The following is a 22,684-nucleotide window of genomic DNA, read 5'->3' as shown; positions in this document are numbered from 1 at the left end:
TGCGGCGATTGTCTTTGATTTGTGAAACCGCTATACTTTAAGAGAGGAACCAGCAAGCAGACGAAGGAGGGAATAAAATGAACGTAGCGATCATTTTGGAGACAAAGGAACATGAGAAAGCGTGGAACGCGTTTCGGTTTGGAGTAGCCGCCTTAAACAAAGGGCATCACGTGAAATTTTTCTTGATGGGGGAAGCGGTAGAAGTCGAAAGTATCGAGGATGAGGCGTACGATGTGCCTGCGCAAATGAAGAAGCTGACGGAGCAAGGGGGCGAATTGCTGGCCTGCGGGACGTGTTTAAACTCTCGGCAGTTAGAAGAACAAACGTCTTGTCCGATCTCAACAATGATCGATTGTGTCGAAATGGTGGAATGGGCAGACAAAGTCGTCACGTTTTAAAGAGCAAGAAATCCCCAGCTTGGGTTCAAGCCGGGGATTTTTTTAATGATGCAAGCGATTCAATGTCATGGCCATTTTTTTATTCTCATACTTGGAATAAAAATAGAACATCAGGATGTGTAAAACCAACGTCAACAGCAATACTGCAAAGAAGAAGGGGCGAACCAGCTCAAACATTTGAGGGGAATATAAATACACACATGCAAACCCGCACAACGTATTGACCACTGTGCATATCAGGATCGTAAGAGGTGCTTTTAAGGTCGCGTAGCTCCACAAATAAGGATACAGTATGCCGAATACCGAGCCGATGATTAGGCTGATGGCGATCAGATGCCAGAAGTAGCTAAAGGCGACCTGAGAAAAAAGATCGGTGAACGAGCAAAGCAGTGTGACCCAAACCAATGATCCGAAAGCAGCTTGAAAGAAATTATTTTTTAATTGTTTGTACATGAGAGTCTCTCCTTAATTTTTTTGGCATAGTGGCGGCTGACGACATACACGGCATTTGTTTTCGTGTGGACCTCTAAGCGCGCGTGTTCGCCTAGTTGAAACGCTTGAACCATCGTTAAGTTTAAAATCTGCGAATTATTGATACGGTAAAAATTCAGACTTTCGAGCCCGCTCAATTCCTTGAGCCGTTTTTGTAAAAGATACGTGCGCTGATCACACAACGTTACCTGTACAAGGTGTCCCATCGTTTCAAAGGCAACGACTTGACTCATGGGCAGTTTGACGGAACGATTGTTTTTTGGATCGATGGCGATGAGCGCCTTTTCCTGCTGGAGTTGTTTTTCAAGTTGAAGCAATTGTTGTTTGTTTTCTGGATGTGCGAAGATATCTATTTCGTTTATGGCTTTTTCTTTTACCCAAGTGAAGTGGATGTTCACTCATTCTCCTCCTTTTGTTTTCTGTATGTCTCTCTTTCATGAACCTAGCATAGCAAGGTTTTTGCAGAGAAAGAATCTTTTTTTCGTTTGTTACAAGAAAACAGCCATTTGTTGCAAAAAAGCAGGATATCAAACATTCCTTGCGGGAAAAAGCAGCGATGAAAGCGACGCGCTCTAGTATACTTGAAGTGAGGATTCTATCATCAAGTTAGGAGGAGATGCAGCATGATTGCCGAAATTTTACGAAGGGAAAGAAAACAAAAAGGCATCACGCAACAGGAAGCGGCAGAAATTTTTAATGTGACACGTCAAACCATTTCAAATTGGGAAAATGAAAGAAATTATCCAGACATTCCGACACTGGTGGCAATCAGCGAGTATTATGAAATCTCTTTGGACTATTTGATAAAAGGGGACAACAGGTATATGGCGAAGATGAAGAAAGAGGCTAGGTTGATGCAGTCGATTCGGATGGGCTTATTTTCAGTGATTGCTGGCGGAATCCTGTTTTTGCTTTCGATGGTCACGTTGGTCGCCGCATTCAATGGCGGAAAAATCGCCTATATTCTTCCAGAGCAACTGTGGATCATCGTCGCTGCGATTTGGGTCGGTGTCATCCATTTCAAAAATTTGAAGGAGGACATGACTGCTTCGATTGGGATGGTCGTTAGTATTTTCTTGATAGGGACATTCGTCACAGCATTCTTTTGTTTGATGCTTTTGATCCTTGCATTGATGGGCGTCATTTATTTTTAATGGAGGAAATAGGAACAGACGTCAGTAAGCGTTTTTATTGCATTGGGGAAATAAGGGGCATATATTTAGCCTGTAATGGATGACTCTCTGGTTTTCTTTGAGAAACGAAGGGTTGCTGGTCAATTATATGAAAAGAAAGAAGGCGCTTAGTGATGTTGAAGCTAGTTGAAAGAGACGATCTGACGATTCACGGGTGGATCACAACGCTGCACTCGATGGATTCGCCGGATGAATTGATAGAAATGAGTAAACAGAAGATGCGGGCAAAAGAGGAATACGCGTCGAAAATCGAAGGGGACCTGTACGCAGTGAATGCTGTGATCAATGGGGACCAATGCTATTTGATCGGAAATAGTGATACTGAAAAGACACGTCCTTCAGAATTCGAGCTGCCGGCTGGGACCTATGCCGGTTTTGACTTGACCTACACCGATCAAGGAGAGCTGGATCGACTGATTGGTCATAGTTACGCAGAAGTCATGCAAAGTGACGCGTATCAAGTCGCCGGAAACTTTAATCTGGAAGAATATTCAGGCGTGGGGAAAGTCTCCTTTTACGTCCCTGTCCAAAAGAAAGAAAAATAAAGCACCGCTGAAGAAAATTGATAAAGGAAGACTGCCAAGCCACGACGGTTTGGCAGTTTTTTATAGATACTAAAATGGAAAGTTTTCCAATAAATAGGTAATAATGCAATAAAATAAAACAAAATAAGATTATTTGCTATAGAGTATGGAAAACGCTATCACTTAAAGGTATACTAGTGATGGAATTCACTTAATTGGAATGCACAAGGAGGTGAGGATGTGTTTATACAGCGTTACTGAGCGTGAGAATCGCAAAATCTTAGAGTTTCTAGGACAGTTAACAGAATAAAACGACGTTCTCACCTCATTTTTTTCAGGAATTAGTGGGTCTATTTGTGATTGAAAAATGAGGAGACATACTGAAAGGTATGCCTCTTTTTGTCGTGGGCGAAAAGAGGAAAATTTTATCTGTTAAATAACGCTTGTAGTTTAAACGTTCTGATAAAAGGAGTTCAAGGTATCTATGAAATTTGAAAAAAGTTGGAGGGTAAAAATGAGTAAGATTGATTTGAAGCAGGTTGGATTTGGGACGTTAGCAATTCATGCTGGGCAAGAACCAGACCCAGTCTACGGTTCATTGGCTACACCGATTTATCAAACATCGACGTTTTGTTTTGAGACAGTAGAGACCGGAACGCAAATTTTCGATGGGGCGCTTCCAGGCTATGCTTATTCTCGTGGAGGAAATCCAACAAACGCAGTGTTGGAGAATAAGCTTGCGGCATTAGAGGGGGGCGAGGCCTGTGTGGCGACAGCTTCAGGTATGGGAGCGATCGGCTCAGTTTTCGTCGGGCTTTTACAAGCTGGCGATCATGTCATCAGCGGGGAATGTATTTACGGTTGTTCCTCCCTCGTATTGAAAAATACACTGACGAAATTTGGGGTAAAGACCACTTTTTTGGATACAAGTGACTTAGCTGCGGTAGAAGCCGCTATTCAAGAGAATACCAAAATGATCTACTTTGAAACACCGACCAATCCGACGCTTGAATTGACGGACATCAAGGCGATTTCAGCGTTGGCTCATCAGCATGAGATCAAGGTGGTTGTAGACAATACCTTTGCACCGCCACCGATTCAATACCCTTTACAGTTGGGGGCAGATATCGTCGTGCATAGCGGAACAAAATATATCAACGGGCATGGCGATGTCATCTCGGGTTTTGTGATCGGAAGTGAAGCGGACATCACTCCGATTCGAAAAGATGCTGCAACGAAGCTTTGCGGATCGACCCCAAGTCCATTCAATTCCTTCCTAATCATTCGCGGGATGCAGACACTGGAATTGCGGATGGCTCGTCATTGCGAGAATGGGTTGGCAGTAGCTGAATATCTTGAAGAAAATCCTTTTGTTGAAAAGGTTTATTATCCTGGGCTGGAAAATCATCCCCACTATGAGCTGGCGAAGGCACAAATGAATAACCAGTTCAGCGGCATCATGGCATTTGAATTGAAGGAAGACATTGGCGGCATGGACAGCTATACCGCGTGTAAAAAAGTGGTAAACCAGTTGAAGCTGGCCTCTATCGCGGTTAGTCTCGGCGATCCGGAAACCTTAGTCCAGCATCCTGCCAGCATGACTCACGGCAATATGCCGAAAGAGGATCGAGAAGCTGCCGGAATCAAAGATAATTTGATTCGTTTGTCTTGTGGGCTGGAAAATAAAGAAGACATTATCGCTGACTTTGAACAAGCTTTTTCAATTCTGAAATCATAGGTACTTTGGGTGAAAAAGTGTTAGGCGGATCAGAGGGATCATGGAGAAAGTTCTCTTGAAAAAGGTCCTCTGGATTGAGAAAGGAGCTACATGGAGCAAATAAAAGTAACCGATCTGTCGTTTGCTTACAAAGAAGCGCCCGACCGATTGATTTTGAAGGACATCAATTTAGAGATTGCTTCGGGGGAATTTGTTTGTTTGTTGGGACAATCCGGCTGCGGAAAAAGTACGTTTTTACGGCTGCTGGCTGGACTGGAAACACCCACTTTGGGAGCTCTTACGATTGATTCTGTACCGATCAAAGGTGCAAGCTTGGAAAGAGGTGTTGTTTTTCAAGACTATGGACTATTTCCGTGGATGACTGCGGGAGAGAATATTTTTTTGGCATTGAAGCAGAAATACCCGAAGAAGGACAAAAAGGAATTGAAGACGATTATTTTAGATATGTTTGAAAAAGTCGGCTTAGATTCGTCGGTTTATAAGAAATTGCCAAAAGAGCTTTCCGGTGGAATGAAACAGCGTTGCGCGATCGCCCGCTCCTTAAGTGTCGATTCGCCGATTTTGTTGATGGATGAGCCTTTTGGTGCCTTGGATGCAGTGACTCGAGCACGGCTGCAGGATTTGATTTTGGATCTATGGTCAAAAGAAGAGCTGAAGAAAACCGTCTTTTTCGTGACGCATGATGTGGATGAAGCGCTTCTTTTAGCAAATCGAATCGTTGTTTTAGGGCAATCGCCCAGCAACATCATCTATGAATGCTGCATACCGGAAGAAAAACGAGCGACAAGGGACACGCAATTTGAAAATTTAGAGGTGTTAAAGCTTCGAAATACATTGATCAAAAATATCAATCGCGACGTCGAAAAACACATTGATTAAAACGCATGACGAAAAAATGGACGATAAAGGAGAGTATTATGAAAAAAAGAGTGGTTGCTTTGTTGGCACTGTCTACGTTGGTTTTAGGGCTGGGTGCCTGTGGCGGAAATTCCGCAAAGAGTAAAACAGAAGACACGAAAAAAGAAGCGAAATCAGAAAAAGGCGAATCCAAAAAGATTACCTGGGCACAAGGAAACAGCGGGAATGTTTTGGTGAGCATTGCGAAGGATCAGGGCTATTTCAAAGAAGTGGGATTGACGATCGATGAAGTTCCTTTAGACGAAGGGCAGTTGGAGGCAGTTACCACAGGACAAGTAGATATAGCCTCGAATTCAGGCACTTGGACACCGGTACAAATGATCGCAGCAGGGGATGATATGGCGATCATCGGCGGTTTCATGCTGACGGGGTCGATGCCGATCATCGCGGCGGAAGATGCGGATTGGAAAGGGCCGGAATCATTATTAGGCAGTAAATATGGCGACACGATCTCACGTTATGCGACGCTCCATGAATTGTACGAACAAGGACATGATCTAGAAAAAGAGATCGAGTTTGTTGATATCAGCGACGATGATGAGATTACAGCAGTCCAAAAGGGTGAGTTGGATTATGCGGTCATCGGAACTGGGAAAATGTATCAAGTACAGAATACGAAGGGCATCAAGATCGTAGACTATTGCAGTGATATCACGCCAAATTATTCATGCTGTCGAATGGTGGCACGAGATTCTTGGGTAAAGAAAAATCCAGAAACGGTGAAATTACTGAACGAAGCGCTGATTCGTGCACAAGCTTATTTTGAAGCAAACCGTGAAAAATGTGTGGACTTGATGGCTGAGCAGTTAGGAACGGACAAGGAATACGTGGAAGCCTATATGTTGAATGAACATTATCGGATCAATCCAGACACCGTAAAAAATACGGTTATGGACAACTACAAATACATGAAGGCAGTTGGCGGGATCGATCAGGAAGACAAAAAGGTGAAGCTTGAAGACCGCATTTATTCTGACCTATACAAAGAAGCTTTAGACAATGCCGTAGAAAAATACAGCGATGAAGATCCAGAGTTCTACAAAAATGCCGTGACCTTCTATGAAGAAAATAATTTATAGACGGATAAAGGAACAGACGAAATGAAAAAAATAAGGACATTTATAAAAAAATATTGGATCACTTGTTTGATTTGCGTCGGCTTCGTCTTTCTTTATAAATATATCTCGGACAATAAATTGTTCAACGCGCTGATGTTCCCGCCTGTCGAAGATATTTGGGAAGCCTTTATCAAGGACCGTGATTATGCTGCACTCAACTTGCTGTACTCGTTGAAGCTGCTGATCCCTTCGATCGCCATAACGCTGGTGATCGCATTGGGATTAGGTGTACTTGTGGGAATGAACACGCGGCTGCGTGAGATTCTGCACCCGATCATTTATGCCTTCAGTTGTGTTCCTTCGATCCTGCTTTCACCGTTTGTAGTCCTGCTGGCGCCCGATTTTTGGTGGGCCTCAGTGGTTCTGATCGTGTATGGGACGGTCTGGGCAACGCTTTTTGCGACGATCACCGGTATTCAGACGATTGATAAACGCTATCTGGATAATGCGGCAACATTGGAGCTGCGCGGCGCTAAAAAATTTTTCAAAGTCATTTTACCCGCAGCCAGCCCATCGATTTTATCAGGGTTTGTCAATTCTCTTCGCAGCTCCTTCGTGATGCTGGTCTATGCTGAGATGTACGGAGCGACATACGGTCTGGGCTTTTATGTCAAGCGGTATTCAAGCCTGGGCATTTATAAAAATATGTGGGGCGGCTTTGTCTTCATGGTGCTGGTATTGGTAGTAGTGATGCAGTTGTTTGAGAAAATCAAAAATCACTTGCTGAAATGGACGATTGATTAATGAATAGTAGGAAAAGGCGGATGGGAAAATTTCTCATCCGCTTTTTTTTAGAAAAAAAGCAGAAGGAAACAGTGGGAATTTAAAAATAAGAGAAAAATACATAAAACGAGCGGGTTCGATTCTTTTTTTTAATAAGAAAGAATGTATTCGGATTATATTAATTTTTTTATTGAATTTAACAAAATGGGAGCGTATACTCGTGATTATTGAGTGTTTGAAAAAACTATTTTTTTGATGAAAAAGACAGAACAAAAGTTATTTGTTTTATCACAGGCACTCACACATACAAATGGATTGAAATCAGGAGGGAAAAGAATGCGCAGGGAAAAAAATAGATGGCTGATCGCTCTATCCGGTGTGGCGATTCATCTGTCTATCGGTTCGGCATACGCATGGAGTGTATTCAAAGAGCCAATCAAAGAGCTGACTGGTTGGGACAAATCATCGATCTCTTTTGCATTTAGTTTAGCTATTTTCTGTTTAGGAATATCCGCGGCATTTATGGGGAAATTTGTGGAAAAATTTGGCCCTAAGAAAACGGGCACGGTGGCATCGATTTTATTCGGACTGGGCATCGTTTCAACAGGGTTTGCCATTTCCAGCCACTCGCTGCCGATGCTGTATCTGACCTACGGGATCATTGGTGGGATTGGATTAGGGGCAGGGTATGTGACACCTGTGTCCACGATGATCCGCTGGTTCCCGGATAGAAAAGGGCTGGCCGCGGGACTGGCGATCATGGGCTTTGGATTTGCCTCCATGATCACAGGACCGATCGCTCAGCAGCTCATGGTGCATGTCGGCGTTGCTAAAACCTTCTATATCTTAGGCGTCGCGTATTTCTTAGTGATGTTCACGGCTTCTCGCTATTTAGAAAAGCCTGCGGCGGATTGGGCACCAAAGGGCTTTGAGGCACCGAATCCTACAAAAGAAGTAACGATCCAATATAAAGGCATTCAACTGACCGCCAATCAAGCGATTCGGACCAAGACTTTTTGGCTCTTGTGGTTCATGCTCTTTTTGAATATCACGTGCGGCATCTCTTTGGTTTCCGAAGCGTCTCCGATGGCGCAGGAAATCACCGGGATGTCTGCCGGCATGGCAGCAACGATGGTGGGCGTAATGGGCGTCTTCAATGGCTGCGGGCGATTGTTCTGGGCGTTGATCTCCGATGTTCTCGGGCGGAAAAATGTGTTTACGATTCTCTTCATCATTGATATTGCGGTATTACTAAGCCTTTCTGTCGTGCGTTCGCCGTTTCTTTTCGCAGCGTTGATCTGTCTATTGATGACCTGCTACGGGGCGGGATTTTCGATCGTTCCGGCGTATATCGGCGATGTTTTCGGTTCTAGGGAGGTCGGTGCGATCCATGGCTATATCCTGACTGCTTGGGCAGCGGCGGGGATGTTTGGTCCGATCTTTTTGGGCAAAGTGACGGAAATGTTCCACTCCTATACCGCGGTGTTACGGATCTTCGCGGTGCTTGCGCTGGTGGGCTTTGCGGCGTCGATGCTGATTCGTTCGTCAATCAAAAAGCTGGCAAATTCGGACGATCATGGAACACCGAAAGGATCAAATTACGACAAGACGAAACATGCTTAAAAAATCGTTCCAGCGGTCAGAGCCGACAGGTTTTGACCGCTTTTTGAACAAGAAAAATCTATCAAGATCGGACACTGGCTTGGGCGGCTGGGAGAAATTTTGACGTATCTTTAATTTGAAACAGTGAGTTGGAAAGTAAAAAGGAGGATAAAAAATGGAGGGAACGAATCCATTAGGGATTGAAAAAGTTTCGCGGTTGTTATGGCGGTTCTCCATTCCGGCGATCATTGGGATGGTCGTGAATGCGTTGTACAATGTCGTGGACCGTATTTACATTGGAAATGCGCCGGGATTAGGAGCGAACGGGTTAGCAGGGATCACGATCGGCTTTCCCATCATGATCATTTTGTTGTCGATCGGAATATTGTTTGGTGTTGGCGGTGCGACGTTGTTTTCTATGAAATTGGGCGCCGGAGAAACAGAAGAGGCGGAGCTTGCGTTAGGGAATGCCTTTTCTCTGCTGCTGATCAGCGGTGTTCTTTTCATGGTTCTTGGACAGGTGTTTCTGTCCCCGCTGCTTGCCTCATTCGGTGCCAGTCCGCAAGTTTTGCCTTATGCCATCGGATATATGCGCATCATCTTTTGGGGCGCCGTGTTCCAAATCGTCAGTATTGGCTTAAACAACTTTTTGCGGGCAGACGGGCAACCGAAGCTGGCGATGGTGACGATGTTTATGGGAGCGGGGGTCAACATCATCCTCGATCCAGTCTTTATTTATGTCTTTGATATGGGCATGGCAGGCGCGGCGTTGGCGACGATCCTGTCGCAGTTCATTTCAATGGTCTGGATATTGACCTATTTTTTCAGCAAGCGAAGCCATCATCCCATTCGTCTGAAAAATATGGTGCTCAAGTGGGGGACCGCGATTCGGATCACGGCATTGGGCCTGCCTAATTTTTTGCTGCAATTGGGAAACAGCGTGCTGAACGTCGTGTTGAATATGACGTTGCTGAACTATGGCGGGGACATCGCTGTATCGGGCATGGGCATCGTCAATAGCATCCAGACGATCTTGCTGATGCCGATCACAGGACTGGTCCAAGGAGCTCAGCCGATCGTCAGCTTCAATTTCGGGGCTAAAAAATTCAATCGCGTCCGAGAAACGCAAAAATATGCGATCCTGATTGCCACTACGATCGTTGGTATCGGGTGGCTGGCAACGAGGATCATCCCGGAGCCGCTGGTTCGACTGTTCAACAGCGAACCAGAATTGTTGGCCTTTGGCACACAAGCATTGCAGACGTGGTTCCTAGGGTTGCCGATCATTGGCTTCCAAATCGTAGCGTCAAATTTCTTCCAAGCGACTGGGCGCACGAGGTCAGCTATTTTTCTAACGCTGACGCGTCAAATCATCCTGTTGATCCCAGCCATCCTGCTTTTTTCCCAAACATGGGGGATGGATGGTCTGCTCCACGCGGCACCCTTTTCAGATGCCGCTGCCGGATTATTGACAGCCGTTTTTTACATTGGCGGCATCAAACGCCTGACGAAGGAAGAAGCCGAGGGGGATCAGTTGGATTATGAAATCGAATAAAACGAGGGATAGAAGACTTGGGGATAAAAAATCTCCAAGTCTTTTTTTGTGAAGAAAGGTCGAAAATAAGGTGTTTTTTTTGTTTATTGGAAACGGTTTTGATTTTCGAATAATGAAGATTTTGTGGAGCAAAGGCTTACATAGAGTCGCTTTATTTCCTAACAAAATAGGGAAGTGCTAGTCTGATAAAGGAAAGAGTAATCACAGTAGGAGGAGATCCGCATGGTAACAAAAAAAGAAGAACAACAATTAGAAACACTCGGCGCATTTGAAATAAGCAATGACATGTTGAAACTGGCGCAGCACAATGAAAAGAACAATATCTTTTTGAACGCCGGCAGAGGCAATCCTAACTGGATCAACACAAAGGCTCGTTTGGCTTTTGCACGGATCATTGAATTTGGTGCACAGGAATCAAGACGGACGATGGATCAGGGAGATTTGGCTGGCTACACGACTTTGGAAGGAATCCGTGAACGCTTAGAGACGTTTTTAGATTCGGAATCCAGCGAGATCGACCGCTTTTTGTTAGACGCAGTTGACTATGCCCACGATCAGCTTGGTGCAGACAAAGATGAATTCGTGAAAGAATTGGTCGATGGTGCGATAGGAAATAATTACCCAGTGCCTAGCCGAATATTGAAAAATAGCGAGCGTGTGATCAATGCGTATTTGGAATCTGCTTTGTATCGCGGTGAAAAATTAGCTGATCAAACGGAGCTGTTCCCTACAGAAGGCGGGACCGCAGCGATCGTGTATATTTTTAATTCATTAAAGGAAAACAAACTTATCAAGAAAGGCGATAAGATCGCGATCAATACACCGATCTTCACGCCATATCTGCAAATTCCTGAACTAAACGACTATGACATGGTCGAAGTTGATTTGCGTTCAACGGAAGAAAATAATTGGGAAATCCAAGCTTCCGAAATCGATAAATTAAACGACAAAGATATCAAAGCCTTCTTTATCGTGAACCCTTCAAATCCAGGTGCGATGGCTTTTGACGATGCTGCTTTAGCTGAAATCAAAAAGGTCGTCGAAGCACGCCCCGATTTTATCATCATTACTGACGATGTGTATGGGACTTTCGTGACGGACTTCAAAACAGTGTACAGTGTCGTTCCCCACAACACCTTGCTTGTCTACTCGTATTCAAAATTGTTTGGTGCGACTGGCTGGCGACTAGGCGTGATCGCGGCGAATAAAGACAATGTCTTTGATCGATTGATCAGCAAATTGGACGAAAAAGACAAGGAAGAATTGAATACCCGCTACGCCATCAATGTCATCGATCCAGAAAAGATGTCCTTCATCGACCGAATGGTGGCAGACAGCCGCTCCGTGGGACTTTACCATACATCCGGCTTGTCGACACCGCAGCAAATCATGGAAGTATTGTTTTCATTGACCCATTTGCTGAATCGGGAAAAGGATGCCTACATTGATGCGTCAAAAGCCATCGTTGATCGACGCTACGATGCCTTGTATAAAGGCTTGAAAATCGAAAAAAATCCAAGCAAAGAAAACAGTAAATATTATAGCCTGATTGATATCTATGGCCTTGCAGAAGAATTGTACGGTTCAGCATTCAAGGATTATTTAGTCGATAATTTTGAGCAAGTAGATTTCCTCTATAATCTGTCAGAGAAAAATGGCGTGGTTCTGATGGATGGCGTTGGTTTCGGGACACAACCGGGAGAACTGCGTGTATCAGAAGCCAATCTGCCAGATGAAGATTATGAGATCTTGGCAAAACAAATTCTTGAATTGCTTGGTGAATACCATGCGCAATTTTTACAACACTAAGGAGGAACAATGATGTGGAAAGAGATCAGCACGTTTTTATTGGCTAATCCAATCATTAGTCTCTTTCTCGCCCTTGCAGGGGGCTATTATATCGGAAAGTTAAAAATCAAATCCTTCAGTCTGGGATCGACCGTCGGCGTGCTGTTAGTGGCACTGCTGATCGGCCAAGTCGGAGCGTTCACGATCGCGCCGATACTAAAAAGTATTTTCTTTGATCTATTCATTTTTGTTGTCGGTTATGAAGTTGGCCCCGCGTTTGTCCAAAGTCTGAAAAAATCAGGGATCAAGCTCGTGATCCAATCTCTCTTTTTCTCGGTGGTCGCTTTTGGGATCGCGATGGTCATTTTCAAAATAGCGGACATCGATGCTGGTGAAGCTGGCGGGATCATTGCCGGAGCACTCACACAGTCAGCCACGATCGGGACGGCGACTTCTGCGATCAATGGGCTGGCGATATCGGCTGCAGCAAAATCTGCGATGACTTCGAATGTAGCCATTGCCTATGCAGTGACTTATGTTTTCGGAACGATGGGTGTAGTGATCTTTTTGAAGAATATTGCCCCCGCGATCTTACGAGTCAATTTAAAAGATGAAACGAAAAAAATGATGGAGTCGTTAAATCTGGATACTTCTGACAGCAGTTCGCCCTTATTAAGCACACTTGCGACCCGCTCCTTTGAGATCCTCCAACTGCCTCAAGAAAAAATGACAGTGGCGGCCTTTGAAAAGAAGTTCCATGACAAGATCGTCCTTCAACAGCTATTCAGCCAACGGAACCCCGTGGACTTTGATGCTCAGACCTTATTGAAAAAAGGACAGGTAGTCACCGTTCTAGGAGACAGCGAGGATCTATGGAAACTCATCAAAGAAGGCGTCAATTACAAAGAAGTCTTCGACGATGCGTATCGTAAGATTCCATTGCTGACTATGGAAGTCATGCTGACGAACGAATACAGCTATTCTGCACTGTCTCGTTTGACGGATCACAGTATCGTGGTCGCTGAAGCTATGCATGAGGGAACTAAGGTGACAGAGTTGTCCACGTTGAAGCCGGGAGACCGGGTCACGCTTGCCGGTCCTGCCCGTTCGATCAAGAAGGTCTTGCCTACACTTGGCTATCCTGTGGAAAATGGCGCAGAAACAGATGTCAGCTTTCTATCGATCGGACTGATCGTCGGTCTTCTGATCGGGTTATTGGTGCTGACCGTCAAAGGGGTGCCATTAACGCTGGGAGCTGGCGGAGGCGCCTTGTTCAGCGGCTTGTTTTTTGGGTGGTACCAAAACAAGAAGGCATATTTGGGGAATATTCCCAGTGCTACTCGCTGGTTCTTAAAAAGTGTCGGCCTAAACCTGTTTATAGCTGCCGTCGGGTTAGAAGCAGGCAGTCAATTTATCAAGGCATTAGGCGCTATGGGAATCCAGGTATTGCTGATCGGTGCGGTGATCTCGATTTTGCCGCATTTGCTCACGCTGCTGTTCGGCAAGTATGTATTGAAGCTGAACGCAGTCGACAACATTGGCTCCTTAGCCGGCGTTGGGACGATCAACGCGGCGTTAAATGCCATCAGTGAGGAAACACAAAGCAGTGTCTTTTCATTGAGTTTCACCCCAGCCTATGCGATCGGGAACATTACACTCACCGTAATGGGTCCTTTAGTCGTAGCGTTGCTGGCACATTAACGAAAAAAATAGACTTCACGAATTCGCTCCATCAGTCATTGATTGAGCGGGTTCATGAAGTCTTTTTTTTTGCTTAATATTTCCGTTTGATCTTCGTATAAATAAACGAGCGAAAGGCAGAAAAATTTTTGATCCGTTTGATTTCTTGATAGCCGTCAGCCGTCTCGAAAAGAGAGATCAAGGCCTCGTAAATGTCCGTGAACCTCCGACGATCCACATCGTTGATCGCAGCCAATAGGATGATGTGGACCTTTTGATTTCCCCAAGCGATCCCTTTTTCAGAAATGGCGATGCTAATGACGGTTCGATGGGCATCCATATAGACAGAATGGGGGATCGCGATCGCTTCAAAGGCTGTTGAAGATGCGTGCTCTCTTTCTAATACATGGGTCGTGAACACGGCGGGGATCACGCCTTCTTTTTCTAATACATGGCACATCTCAGTGATTGCCTCATCTGAATTATCCGCCTTCAGGTCACTGGTAAAAAAGATTTCGTTGAAGTAATCGTCAAAGTTTTGGCGCAGGATGCTCTTCTTTCGATCCAGTCGAATGTTTCCCAGCTCATTAAGCAGCATCACGCGCTGTTCTTCTGTAAAGATCGGAGAAACATTAATCACGAGAAAGTCCTGTGAATCAGGGACAGGCAACGTAGTGATCAACAATTCAAAATCCAATTCTGCCACCTCAGAAAATTTGGAGACGACGGTTTGGATGTTCAGCTCATTGCCGAAGTGTTGATGCAGCTTTTCATAAAGCTGTTCATCTAGATTCATGTATTTTGGACATAAAAGAACCGTCCGTATCTTTGAAAGGTTGCGTTTTTGCCCCTCCAGTTCAGAACCGATATGCAAGGCGATATAGGCGGTCTCGTCTTCGCTGATGGAAATATCAAACAAGGCGCTTAACCGTAACGACAGGTAGACCGAGACATCGTAGACCATCGGAAAGCTCTTTTTCAACGACTCCAGCATGGGATTTTTCAAAGAAGTCTCCTGTTTGGCACGAGAGAACAGCCCACTGATATGCAGCGAGAAGGGAACAAGAAAATTCTCGCTCATGAGATTGATCCCAAAGGTTTGCCGGACATCCTCCAACACCTCATCCACTGCCTGAGAAATATCGCTTCCTATGATCTGCTCCAGCTCCTTCAAATTATTCGAAGGAATATAGTTGGCGTTGGCTTGAAAGATCATGTGGATCTCTTCTTTTTCCAAACTATTCAAAGACAACTCAAACGATTCTTCGATCATGGCGATCATTTGTGTGACTAGCTGCGCTTTGTCTTCCCGCAGCCAGGAGCTGAACCAATTTCGAGTGACTAAAGATTTATCGTTCCGCACAGAATCTAGCAGAATCAATAAGTGCAGCATCAAATTGACAAAGGAAAAGTCATTCAAATGATAATTAGATTCGTGCATGATGCTGTGAATAATAGTGGATAATTTTTCGATGTCCGCCTTATCGAAGGTGGCTTCTAAAATTTGCTTGTCGATAAATTTATGGGGCACTTCTTCAAAGATGATATAAGAGATCAGTCGGCGCTTTTCCTTTTCCTCCCCCACGATCTGGATCTCGTCTTGCTTGAGTACGAACTTCACGTGGTATTTCTCATATGCCTTATTCATTCGGGCAAGATCTGATTTTATTGTGGAATAGCTCACGAATAATTCATCGGAGAGGTCAAAAATGTTTAGCTGTTGATGCTCCATCAAGATTTGTTTGATGATAAAGAAAGACCGTTCCTTGAAGGTTTGAGGTAAATCGTTTTCATTTTGCGGTGTGGCTAATAGCTTCGCGGCTTCCTCCGGGACGATCGTGTAGCCTAGATTGGAGGAATGGATCACGGGCACAGAGCCCAATCTATTTAATTGATAGATATAATTTTTCACCGTTCGGATAGAAACGCCCATTTTTTCAGCCAAAATTCTGGAAGAGACAGGAGTATCTTGCTGCAGCAGCAATCTCAGCAGGTAGTCTTGTTTTTCCTTCATTTCCTCATCCCCTCATAAATGCTTTTTATTATTATATCGTGAAACACTAGAAGATAAAATAGAGAGTTGCACGGTCGGCGTGCAAGAGCCTGGTTGAGGGAAATGTGAAAAATCGGAATAATGAGGGTGTAAAGAGAACAGCGCGTACAGAAAAAATAGATTCTTAGGAGGATTTTATTATGGAAACGATCAATATTTTACTTTGCTGCGGTGCCGGTATGTCTAGTGGTTTCTTAGCTCAAAAAACACGAAAGGCTGCAAAGAAGCGCAAGATCTCAGGGTCTATCGATGCAAGAAGTGAAAGTGAAGTGGCTTCTTATCTAGATGCGATCGATATTTTACTTTTAGGCCCGCATTATGCGTCATTCAAAGAAGAAATGTCTGAGCAGGCAGCGCCTTACAATGTGGTGGTGGACGTCATTCCTCAAGATATTTACGGCATGTTAGATGGCGAAGGGCTGTTGGATTTTGCTCTTAGCAAACTGGAGAAGTAATGAAAAGATCGCCGTCTTCTCGTAGTCGTTTCGTTAGAGAAGAGACGGTATAAAAAATAGGAGGAACAAAAAATGAAAAAATTTATGGATTGGCTGGCCAATTCGTTTGCGCCAAAAGCAAAAAATCTGACGCAGCGCCCGTCCGTTGCTGGATTATCGAGTGCGATGCAAAAATTGATTCCCTTCATTATGACGGGATCGATCGTCTTCTTTTACAATGTTTTTCGCTCGTACATTCCGCAACTGCCAGATTTAGGCAATATTTCAAATTATTCATTCGGCATGATTGGGTTGATTGCCGCGTTCATGGTAGCGAATCAGTATATGGAGAAATTCAAACATGCGAATTACTCAATTACCGCAGGGATCGTCTCAGTCTGTGTTTTGATGATGACCTTGCAGCCAGTCGGAGCCGAAGAAGGCGTCTATGACATGGGACGTGTCGGACCCACAGGGATTTTGATCGGGGTAATCGTCGGCGCAGTCGTAAGCGTGATCTTCCATTATTTCAGCAAGCTTCACTTATTGCGAAATTCAGAATTGCCGGATTTCGTTGTTGAATGGATCAACAACATCATCCCAATTTTCTTAAGCTTGGCGTTATGGTCCACACTGATCTTCGCCTTGAAGATCGATGTTTTCGAAGTCATCATCAATCTGTTTGAGCCGATCCAAAGCTTCGGGCAATCATTGCCAGGACTGATCCTGCTTGTATTGATCCCAGCCTTTTTCTACTCGATGGGGATCTCAACATGGTTATGGTCAGCCATCCAAAACCCGATCTTTATCGCCGGGATCGCGGCCAACGCCCTCGCTCTGAAAAGTGGAGATACCGGAATGAATATCGTCACGAATGAGACGGTTTATAGTTTGGGCTTGATCATGATGGGCGGGACAGGGGCGACCTTGTCGCTGAATCTGCTGATGTGCTTCTCAAAAGCGAAGAAATTAAAAACATTGGGACGCATCTGTATCGGTCCTTCATTATTCAACATCAATGAACCCGTCGTCTTCAGTACTCCCGTAGTGATGAACCCGATCTTGATGATGCCTATGTGGATCAACTCGATTACAGGAAGCATCGTTGTCTGGTTCGCGATGCGAGGCGGCTTGCTGAATATTCCGCAAGAGCTGATGCAAGTGGCGCAGATCCCAGCACCGATCTCCAGTGTGATGATCCTGCAAGATTTCCGCGCGATCCTCTGGTATGTCCTGTTGTTCGCGATGTACCTGTTGACGTGGTACCCATTCTTCAAAGTGTATGAAAGAGAAGTGCTGGCTGAAGAAGTCAAAGAAGAGCAAGTAGGTGCAGAATTAACGGCACCTGTAGAAGCTGTATAAAAGGATGAGGTGAAAAAAATGATGGAAGAAACAGAAGTACTCGAAGAAGAAAATGAACTGATCTCGGTAGCCATGCAAATCATTTTACACGCAGGCAACGGCCGAACAAAGGCGCAAGAAGCCATCAAATACGCAAAAGAACAAGATTTCGAGGCGGCTCAAGACGCGCTGAAGGAAGCAAAGGACCATATCGTGTTGGCCCATCGCTCTCAAACTGCGATCATCCAAAATGAAGCAGCAGGAAAAAGCTACCAGCCTAGCTTACTTTTCACCCATGCGCAGGATCATTTGATGACGATCACCAGCGAAGTCAATATGACCAGAGATTTAGTCGATCTGTTTGAAGTAGTGATGAAAAAGCAGGAGACCGTTTAAATGAAGAAGAAATTAGTAGGGCTATTATTCCTGATGAGCATTCTGCTGGTCGCTGTCGGAACAGTGACCAGCGGAGTAAGTGAAGCAGCAGCCAAAGAATCCAAGCAACCCAAGGAAACGACAATTTATTTAGTCAGACATGGAAAAACGTGGTTCAATACGCAGAATCAAGTCCAAGGATTTTGCGACAGCTTGCTGACGGAAGAAGGAGAAGCACAGGCAAAATTAGTCGGTGAAGGGTTGAAAGAAGTCAAATTCCGCGCGGCGTATTCCGGTGATTTAGGTCGCCAAAGAAAAACAGCCCAGTTGATTTTAGAGCAAAACAACAAGAAAACACCGCAAATCATTGAGAACAAAGGCTTTAGAGAGAAGAATTTTGGCGGCTTTGAAGGTCAGTCCAATGATGACATGAATCTCGCTGTTGCCAAGTCGTTGAATTTGGATTATCCCGAAGGCAGCGATGAGCTATGGGATTTCTTAAAGGAGCAACTGACGGAAGAAGAGCTGGCAAATAAAGTAGCGGAGGTCGATCCAACGAAGACGGCTGAAACTTACGATCAAATGAAGCAGCGTGTAGAAAAAGCAATGCCGCAAGCACTGAAAAAAGTGACCAAAAAAGGCGGAAATGTTTTGATCGTTTCATCCGGCGGTATCATTCCGATCTTACTGGAAAGCATCGCCCCTGGAAGCTATCAAGGAGAAAAAATCGCCAATTGCAGTGTCACTACGTTGACCTATAAAGATGGGAAATACACGATCGATACGATCGGCGATACCAGCTTTGTTGATCAAAAAGAATAACCTATGGAAAACCTGAAGCAGTCCGGTAAATGACTCATCCTTCAGTTTTAAATAAAAAGATGAGGAGCGAAAACGATGAACAACGAATTTCCAAAAGACTTCCTGTGGGGAGCAGCAACCAGCGCGTACCAAGTAGAGGGCGCAGCACAAGAGGATGGGAAAGGACTATCCCAACAAGACATCATCAACAGCGAACGCCACGAAAAATTCGGCTTTGCCGATGCGAGTGTCGCCAGCGACCATTACCATAAATACAAAGAAGACATCGCTTTGTTCAAAGAAATGGGCTTCACCAGCTACCGCTTTTCGATCGCGTGGTCACGAGTGTTCCCAAATGGAGATGATGTAGTCAATGAAGCGGGCATCCAATTTTACCGCGATCTGATCAAGGAATTGAAAGACAATGGCATCGAACCGATCCCGACCTTGTATCATTATGATTTGCCATGGCCTTTAGTTGAAAAATATGGCGGCTGGCTGTCTCGTGAAGTGGTGAAGGATTTGGAAGTCTTCGCGAAATACGTGATCAATGAATTCAAAGACGACATCAAATATTGGATCACCATCAACGAGCAAAGCATCATCGTGCAATACTGGACACAAAAATGCTATGTATTGCCAGAATATCAAGACAACAATCAGCTACGGTATCAAATCAATCACCACATGAATTTGGCGCAAGCAGTCGCGGTGAAAGCTGCGCATGAGGTGGGCGCAAAAGCAGGTCCTGCCTTAGGCTATGCCCCTGTGTATGCCCGCACCTGCAAACCAGAAGATCAGTTAGCGGCTTTGAACGCGAATGACCTACGTAATGCTTATTATTTGGATGTGTATTTCCGCGGCTACTACAATGTCGCAGCGTTGACTTACTTGAAGCAAGCCGGCTTGGCACCAGAAATGGAAGAAGGGGATGAAGCCTTCTTCGCGGAAAATTTATCTGACTTTTTTGCCATCAATTATTACGACAGTCAGTGTGCTCATGCGTGTCCTGAAGGGGAAGAGCGCCGCTGGTCCGGCTACAATTTATCGGGTAAAAAAGGCGATATGTCTGGTTTTGAAACACATCCTGGATTTTATCAAATGTGTTCAAATCCAGAGCTGCGCACGACAGACTGGGATTGGGCGATCGACCCGATCGGTTTAGAGTATGTTTACCGTGATCTCTACACTCGGTACCGCGTACCATTTATGATCACTGAAAATGGCCTAGGCGCATACGACGAGTTGACGCCTGACGGCAAAGTTCATGACGATTATCGCATCGAGTATTTACGGGAACACATCCAAGCGACGAAACGTGCGATGGATCTAGGCGTAGAAGTAGTCGGCTATATGCCGTGGTCAGCGATCGATCTGCTGTCCACCAGCAATGGCTATAAGAAGCGTTATGGATTGATCTATGTGGATCGTACAGACGACGATGTAAAAGAATGCAAACGAATCAGAAAAGATTCTTTCTATTGGTACAAAGAAGTGATCGCGTCTAACGGCACGAAGATGGATTGATGAAGATGCTTTTACGAAATCTGATTTCTGTTCTGGGCTCTTCTTTAGTAGGCGTGGGCGTTGGGCTTTGCGTTGCTACAGGCCTTGGTGCGGATGCACTGGGTGTCCTGTGGGAAGGACTGGCCAAGCATCTGCCGATCACCGTCGGGCAAGCATCTTTGTTAGTCACTTGTACGTGCCTGCTGCTGGTACTGGTGATCGATAGAAACGAGTTAGGCGCAGCAACCTTGTTCAATCCTATTGCGACCAGCATTTTTACCGACTGGATGATTCGCCAATGGACGATCGAAGGTCCTGTGATCGTGAAATTCCTGCTGGTTGTCCTTGGGATCTCATTCATCGGCATCGGGTCTGGGATCGCCGCCGCAACCAATGCAGGCAAGGAAGGCTACATTGCGCTAAGTTTTGCCTTGAGCCATCGTCTTTCAGTCGATTTGGCAAAAGTGCGGATGAGCTTGGATCTGATCTGCTTTATCGCTGGTATGGTACTCGGTGGAAAATTTATGATCGGACCATTCGTGGGTGTCCTATTGATCGGGCCTCTATTGAAGCGAACAAGCAGCTATTGTGGAGAAAAAATGTCACCATTGTTAGGGTAAGAAAAAGGATTCAGACGGAAACGTTTGAATCCTTTTTTTGATGGGTATGATTATTTTGTAATAAAAATAAATAGTCACAGAGCCAGAACACGAATAAGACTAGGACCGTCATATGAATGAGGATACAAATGAATAAAATTTCATGTTATTTTATCTTGACGTACCTTCGAGTAGATGGTAAAGTATTTCTGCTTAAATAGTAATCGTTACGGTTTGACTGATGCAAATAGTAATCGACAGACCCTGTGGACCGACGAGTGCTCAGAGCAGAAATCAACTGGAGGTTTGGAATGAAAAAGAAAATAGGTATTCTCATCATCGGCTTATTGGCACTTTTTGGTTTAGGTGCCTGCAAGGATAACCAAGCAACAACCAATAGCAAGGGAGACAAACTGCATATCGTGGCGACCTTCTATCCCATGTATGATTTTACGAAACATATTGTCGGCGATGCCGGCGACGTGAGTCTATTGATGCCGGCAGGCTCAGAGCCTCATGATTATGAGCCTTCTGCAAAAGATATGGCAAAGATCTCGGAAGCAGATGCTTTTGTCTATCACAACGAAAACATGGAGGGCTGGGTTCCCAGCGCGATTAAATCTTGGAAAAAGGGCGCACCCAATGTTATTGAAGGAACAAAAGGAATGGTCTTGCTGCCAGGCGGCGAGGAAGAACACGACCATAGTCATGAAGAGGGACACCACCATGAACTCGATCCCCATACTTGGGTGTCGCCTCATCGAGCGATCAAGGAAGTGACTTCGATCAAGGACCAATTGATCACATTATACCCAGATAAAAAAGCGACATTTGAAAAAAATGCGCAAAACTATTTGACGAAGCTAGAGGCTTTGGATAAAGAATTTTCAGCAGAATTGAAGAACGCCAAACAAAAGGATTTCGTCACACAGCATACCGCCTTCAACTATCTTGCGGTGGATTATGGCCTGAATCAAGTGGGCATCTCAGGATTGAATCCCGATCAGGAGCCAGATCCTTCGAGAATCGCGGAGCTGAAGCACTATGTCGAGGACAATGGCATCAAGTACATTTACTTCGAAAACAACAATCAAGGAAAAGCTGCGAAGACATTGGCGGATGAAACCAACGTGACACTTGCCGTGCTGAATCCATTAGAAAGTTTGACGCAAAAGCAAATGGATGCCGGAGAGGATTATATCTCCGTCATGAAAGAAAACTTGTCTGCCTTGAAGAAAACAACGAATACACCTGGAAAAGAAGTAACGCCTGAAACAGCTGCAAAACAGGAACAGACTGTCTATAATGGCTACTTCAAAGATGCGCAGGTCAAAGACCGTCCATTGTCCGATTACGCCGGTGATTGGCAATCTGTTTATCCATTGTTGGAAAAGGGAACATTGGATCAAGTATTCGATTATAAAGCGAAGCTGAAAAAAGATAAAACACCAGAGGAATATAAAGACTATTATGAAACAGGCTACAAAACCGATGTAAATGAAATCAAAATCACAGACAATCAGATTGATTTTCTCGTGGACGGTAAACACCACAAGTATACCTATGAATTCGCCGGTCACGAAGTGTTGACTTACGAAAAAGGCAATCGCGGTGTTCGCTTTACCTTTGAGACAAAAGACCCAGACGCAGGGGACTATCGATATGTCCAATTCAGCGATCACGGGATCGCGCCGGCAAAAGCCGCCCACTTCCATATTTATGTTGGGGGAAGCAGTCAAAAGGAATTGCTGAAGGAACTGGACCACTGGCCTACGTATTATCCGAAAACGATGAGTGGTCAGGAGATTGCCCAAGAAATGATGGCGCATTAATCAAGAAAAGCGAA

General features: G+C 44.8%; 21 protein-coding genes. 18 read left to right on the top strand and 3 right to left on the bottom strand.

Translation table 11 applies throughout. From position 1 onward, the window contains the following. Positions 1 to 77: 77 nt before the first annotated feature. Positions 78 to 398 (top strand): DsrE/DsrF/TusD sulfur relay family protein, encoded by a 321-nt coding sequence (locus tag IGI66_RS13175; RefSeq protein WP_114525114.1) that lies wholly within the window; start codon positions 78 to 80, stop codon positions 396 to 398. Positions 399 to 440: 42 nt separating this feature from the next. Here the strand turns inward: IGI66_RS13175 and IGI66_RS13170 are convergent, their stop codons facing one another. Both IGI66_RS13170 and IGI66_RS13165 read right to left on the bottom strand, forming a co-directional pair. Further along, positions 441 to 851, bottom strand: a complete 411-nt coding sequence (locus tag IGI66_RS13170; RefSeq protein WP_314579356.1) for a hypothetical protein — start codon at positions 849 to 851, stop codon at positions 441 to 443. After that, positions 836 to 1,288 (bottom strand): LytTR family DNA-binding domain-containing protein, encoded by a 453-nt coding sequence (locus IGI66_RS13165; RefSeq protein ID WP_438849213.1) that lies wholly within the window; start codon positions 1,286 to 1,288, stop codon positions 836 to 838. The genes IGI66_RS13170 and IGI66_RS13165 overlap by 16 nt, the downstream gene beginning before the upstream one ends. A 225-nt stretch (positions 1,289 to 1,513) precedes the next feature. Here IGI66_RS13165 and IGI66_RS13160 point away from each other — a divergent pair, with 225 nt between their 5' ends. From IGI66_RS13160 to aspT, 10 genes are all read left to right on the top strand, one after another. Next, complete coding sequence (locus IGI66_RS13160) at positions 1,514 to 2,044, top strand: helix-turn-helix domain-containing protein (RefSeq protein ID WP_438849212.1); 531 nt, start codon at positions 1,514 to 1,516, stop codon at positions 2,042 to 2,044. A 152-nt stretch (positions 2,045 to 2,196) separates the two neighbouring features. Further along, complete coding sequence (locus IGI66_RS13155) at positions 2,197 to 2,628, top strand: effector binding domain-containing protein (RefSeq protein WP_010779452.1); 432 nt, start codon at positions 2,197 to 2,199, stop codon at positions 2,626 to 2,628. 493 nt (positions 2,629 to 3,121) lie between these two features. Next, the gene (locus IGI66_RS13150) at positions 3,122 to 4,345 is read left to right on the top strand and encodes a trans-sulfuration enzyme family protein (protein WP_438849211.1); all 1,224 of its coding nucleotides are present in this window, start codon (positions 3,122 to 3,124) and stop codon (positions 4,343 to 4,345) included. Between the two features lie 90 nt (positions 4,346 to 4,435). Beyond that, positions 4,436 to 5,224 (top strand): ABC transporter ATP-binding protein, encoded by a 789-nt coding sequence (locus IGI66_RS13145; RefSeq protein WP_438849210.1) that lies wholly within the window; start codon positions 4,436 to 4,438, stop codon positions 5,222 to 5,224. A gap of 38 nt (positions 5,225 to 5,262) precedes the next feature. Next, the gene (locus tag IGI66_RS13140) at positions 5,263 to 6,342 is read left to right on the top strand and encodes an ABC transporter substrate-binding protein (RefSeq protein ID WP_010779455.1); all 1,080 of its coding nucleotides are present in this window, start codon (positions 5,263 to 5,265) and stop codon (positions 6,340 to 6,342) included. Positions 6,343 to 6,363: 21 nt separating this feature from the next. Next, positions 6,364 to 7,125, top strand: a complete 762-nt coding sequence (locus IGI66_RS13135) for an ABC transporter permease (protein WP_010779456.1) — start codon at positions 6,364 to 6,366, stop codon at positions 7,123 to 7,125. Between the two features lie 315 nt (positions 7,126 to 7,440). Then, positions 7,441 to 8,727 carry an L-lactate MFS transporter gene (locus IGI66_RS13130; RefSeq protein ID WP_086306305.1) on the top strand — a complete coding sequence of 429 codons (1,287 nt, stop codon included), beginning with the start codon at positions 7,441 to 7,443 and terminating at the stop codon, positions 8,725 to 8,727. Between the two features lie 154 nt (positions 8,728 to 8,881). Next, on the top strand, positions 8,882 to 10,261 hold the full coding sequence (locus IGI66_RS13125) for an MATE family efflux transporter (protein ID WP_438849209.1): 1,380 nt from the start codon (positions 8,882 to 8,884) through the stop codon (positions 10,259 to 10,261). 222 nt (positions 10,262 to 10,483) lie between these two features. Then, positions 10,484 to 12,070: a bifunctional aspartate transaminase/aspartate 4-decarboxylase gene (locus IGI66_RS13120; RefSeq protein ID WP_438849208.1), complete on the top strand. Its 1,587-nt coding sequence runs from the start codon at positions 10,484 to 10,486 to the stop codon at positions 12,068 to 12,070. 12 nt (positions 12,071 to 12,082) lie between these two features. Beyond that, entirely contained in the window at positions 12,083 to 13,750 is a 1,668-nt protein-coding gene (gene aspT / locus IGI66_RS13115; protein ID WP_438849298.1) for an aspartate-alanine antiporter, read from the top strand. A 73-nt stretch (positions 13,751 to 13,823) separates the two neighbouring features. Here aspT and IGI66_RS13110 read toward each other — a convergent pair whose 3' ends face one another. Continuing rightward, a complete protein-coding gene (locus IGI66_RS13110) occupies positions 13,824 to 15,743 on the bottom strand; it encodes a BglG family transcription antiterminator (RefSeq protein ID WP_438849207.1) in 1,920 nt (639 codons plus the stop codon). Between the two features lie 179 nt (positions 15,744 to 15,922). Here IGI66_RS13110 and IGI66_RS13105 point away from each other — a divergent pair, with 179 nt between their 5' ends. From IGI66_RS13105 to IGI66_RS13075, 7 genes are all read left to right on the top strand, one after another. Next, on the top strand, positions 15,923 to 16,237 hold the full coding sequence (locus IGI66_RS13105; RefSeq protein ID WP_010779462.1) for a PTS sugar transporter subunit IIB: 315 nt from the start codon (positions 15,923 to 15,925) through the stop codon (positions 16,235 to 16,237). A gap of 72 nt (positions 16,238 to 16,309) precedes the next feature. Beyond that, positions 16,310 to 17,578, top strand: coding sequence for a PTS sugar transporter subunit IIC (locus IGI66_RS13100; RefSeq protein ID WP_176281408.1), 1,269 nt, complete (start codon positions 16,310 to 16,312; stop codon positions 17,576 to 17,578). A gap of 18 nt (positions 17,579 to 17,596) precedes the next feature. Next, complete coding sequence (locus IGI66_RS13095) at positions 17,597 to 17,953, top strand: PTS lactose/cellobiose transporter subunit IIA (protein WP_010779464.1); 357 nt, start codon at positions 17,597 to 17,599, stop codon at positions 17,951 to 17,953. Beyond that, the gene (locus tag IGI66_RS13090) at positions 17,954 to 18,754 is read left to right on the top strand and encodes a histidine phosphatase family protein (RefSeq protein ID WP_438849206.1); all 801 of its coding nucleotides are present in this window, start codon (positions 17,954 to 17,956) and stop codon (positions 18,752 to 18,754) included. Between the two features lie 75 nt (positions 18,755 to 18,829). After that, positions 18,830 to 20,260 (top strand): glycoside hydrolase family 1 protein, encoded by a 1,431-nt coding sequence (locus tag IGI66_RS13085; RefSeq protein WP_438849205.1) that lies wholly within the window; start codon positions 18,830 to 18,832, stop codon positions 20,258 to 20,260. Beyond that, positions 20,260 to 20,859: a hypothetical protein gene (locus IGI66_RS13080; RefSeq protein ID WP_114525105.1), complete on the top strand. Its 600-nt coding sequence runs from the start codon at positions 20,260 to 20,262 to the stop codon at positions 20,857 to 20,859. The genes IGI66_RS13085 and IGI66_RS13080 overlap by 1 nt, the downstream gene beginning before the upstream one ends. Positions 20,860 to 21,149: 290 nt before the next feature. Further along, entirely contained in the window at positions 21,150 to 22,670 is a 1,521-nt protein-coding gene (locus tag IGI66_RS13075; protein ID WP_438849204.1) for a metal ABC transporter solute-binding protein, Zn/Mn family, read from the top strand. Positions 22,671 to 22,684 lie beyond the last annotated feature (14 nt).

The organism is Enterococcus sp. AZ048 (assembly GCF_051715125.1).
Lineage (GTDB): Bacteria > Bacillota > Bacilli > Lactobacillales > Enterococcaceae > Enterococcus_A > Enterococcus_A gilvus.
The sequence above is the reverse complement of the archived record's forward strand: the minus strand, read 5'-3'. Positions and strand labels throughout refer to the sequence as shown.

Coding starts and splice junctions, on each gene's coding strand:
- IGI66_RS13100 (WP_176281408.1), top strand. CDS start 16,310: ATGAAAAAATTTATGGATTGGCTGGCCAATTCGTTTGCGCCAAAAGCA.
- aspT (WP_438849298.1), top strand. CDS start 12,083: ATGTGGAAAGAGATCAGCACGTTTTTATTGGCTAATCCAATCATTAGT.
- IGI66_RS13085 (WP_438849205.1), top strand. CDS start 18,830: ATGAACAACGAATTTCCAAAAGACTTCCTGTGGGGAGCAGCAACCAGC.
- IGI66_RS13145 (WP_438849210.1), top strand. CDS start 4,436: ATGGAGCAAATAAAAGTAACCGATCTGTCGTTTGCTTACAAAGAAGCG.
- IGI66_RS13125 (WP_438849209.1), top strand. CDS start 8,882: ATGGAGGGAACGAATCCATTAGGGATTGAAAAAGTTTCGCGGTTGTTA.
- IGI66_RS13105 (WP_010779462.1), top strand. CDS start 15,923: ATGGAAACGATCAATATTTTACTTTGCTGCGGTGCCGGTATGTCTAGT.
- IGI66_RS13140 (WP_010779455.1), top strand. CDS start 5,263: ATGAAAAAAAGAGTGGTTGCTTTGTTGGCACTGTCTACGTTGGTTTTA.
- IGI66_RS13150 (WP_438849211.1), top strand. CDS start 3,122: ATGAGTAAGATTGATTTGAAGCAGGTTGGATTTGGGACGTTAGCAATT.
- IGI66_RS13170 (WP_314579356.1), bottom strand. CDS start 851: ATGTACAAACAATTAAAAAATAATTTCTTTCAAGCTGCTTTCGGATCA.
- IGI66_RS13120 (WP_438849208.1), top strand. CDS start 10,484: ATGGTAACAAAAAAAGAAGAACAACAATTAGAAACACTCGGCGCATTT.
- IGI66_RS13130 (WP_086306305.1), top strand. CDS start 7,441: ATGCGCAGGGAAAAAAATAGATGGCTGATCGCTCTATCCGGTGTGGCG.
- IGI66_RS13080 (WP_114525105.1), top strand. CDS start 20,260: ATGAAGATGCTTTTACGAAATCTGATTTCTGTTCTGGGCTCTTCTTTA.
- IGI66_RS13175 (WP_114525114.1), top strand. CDS start 78: ATGAACGTAGCGATCATTTTGGAGACAAAGGAACATGAGAAAGCGTGG.
- IGI66_RS13090 (WP_438849206.1), top strand. CDS start 17,954: ATGAAGAAGAAATTAGTAGGGCTATTATTCCTGATGAGCATTCTGCTG.
- IGI66_RS13075 (WP_438849204.1), top strand. CDS start 21,150: ATGAAAAAGAAAATAGGTATTCTCATCATCGGCTTATTGGCACTTTTT.
- IGI66_RS13135 (WP_010779456.1), top strand. CDS start 6,364: ATGAAAAAAATAAGGACATTTATAAAAAAATATTGGATCACTTGTTTG.
- IGI66_RS13110 (WP_438849207.1), bottom strand. CDS start 15,743: ATGAAGGAAAAACAAGACTACCTGCTGAGATTGCTGCTGCAGCAAGAT.
- IGI66_RS13160 (WP_438849212.1), top strand. CDS start 1,514: ATGATTGCCGAAATTTTACGAAGGGAAAGAAAACAAAAAGGCATCACG.
- IGI66_RS13155 (WP_010779452.1), top strand. CDS start 2,197: ATGTTGAAGCTAGTTGAAAGAGACGATCTGACGATTCACGGGTGGATC.
- IGI66_RS13095 (WP_010779464.1), top strand. CDS start 17,597: ATGATGGAAGAAACAGAAGTACTCGAAGAAGAAAATGAACTGATCTCG.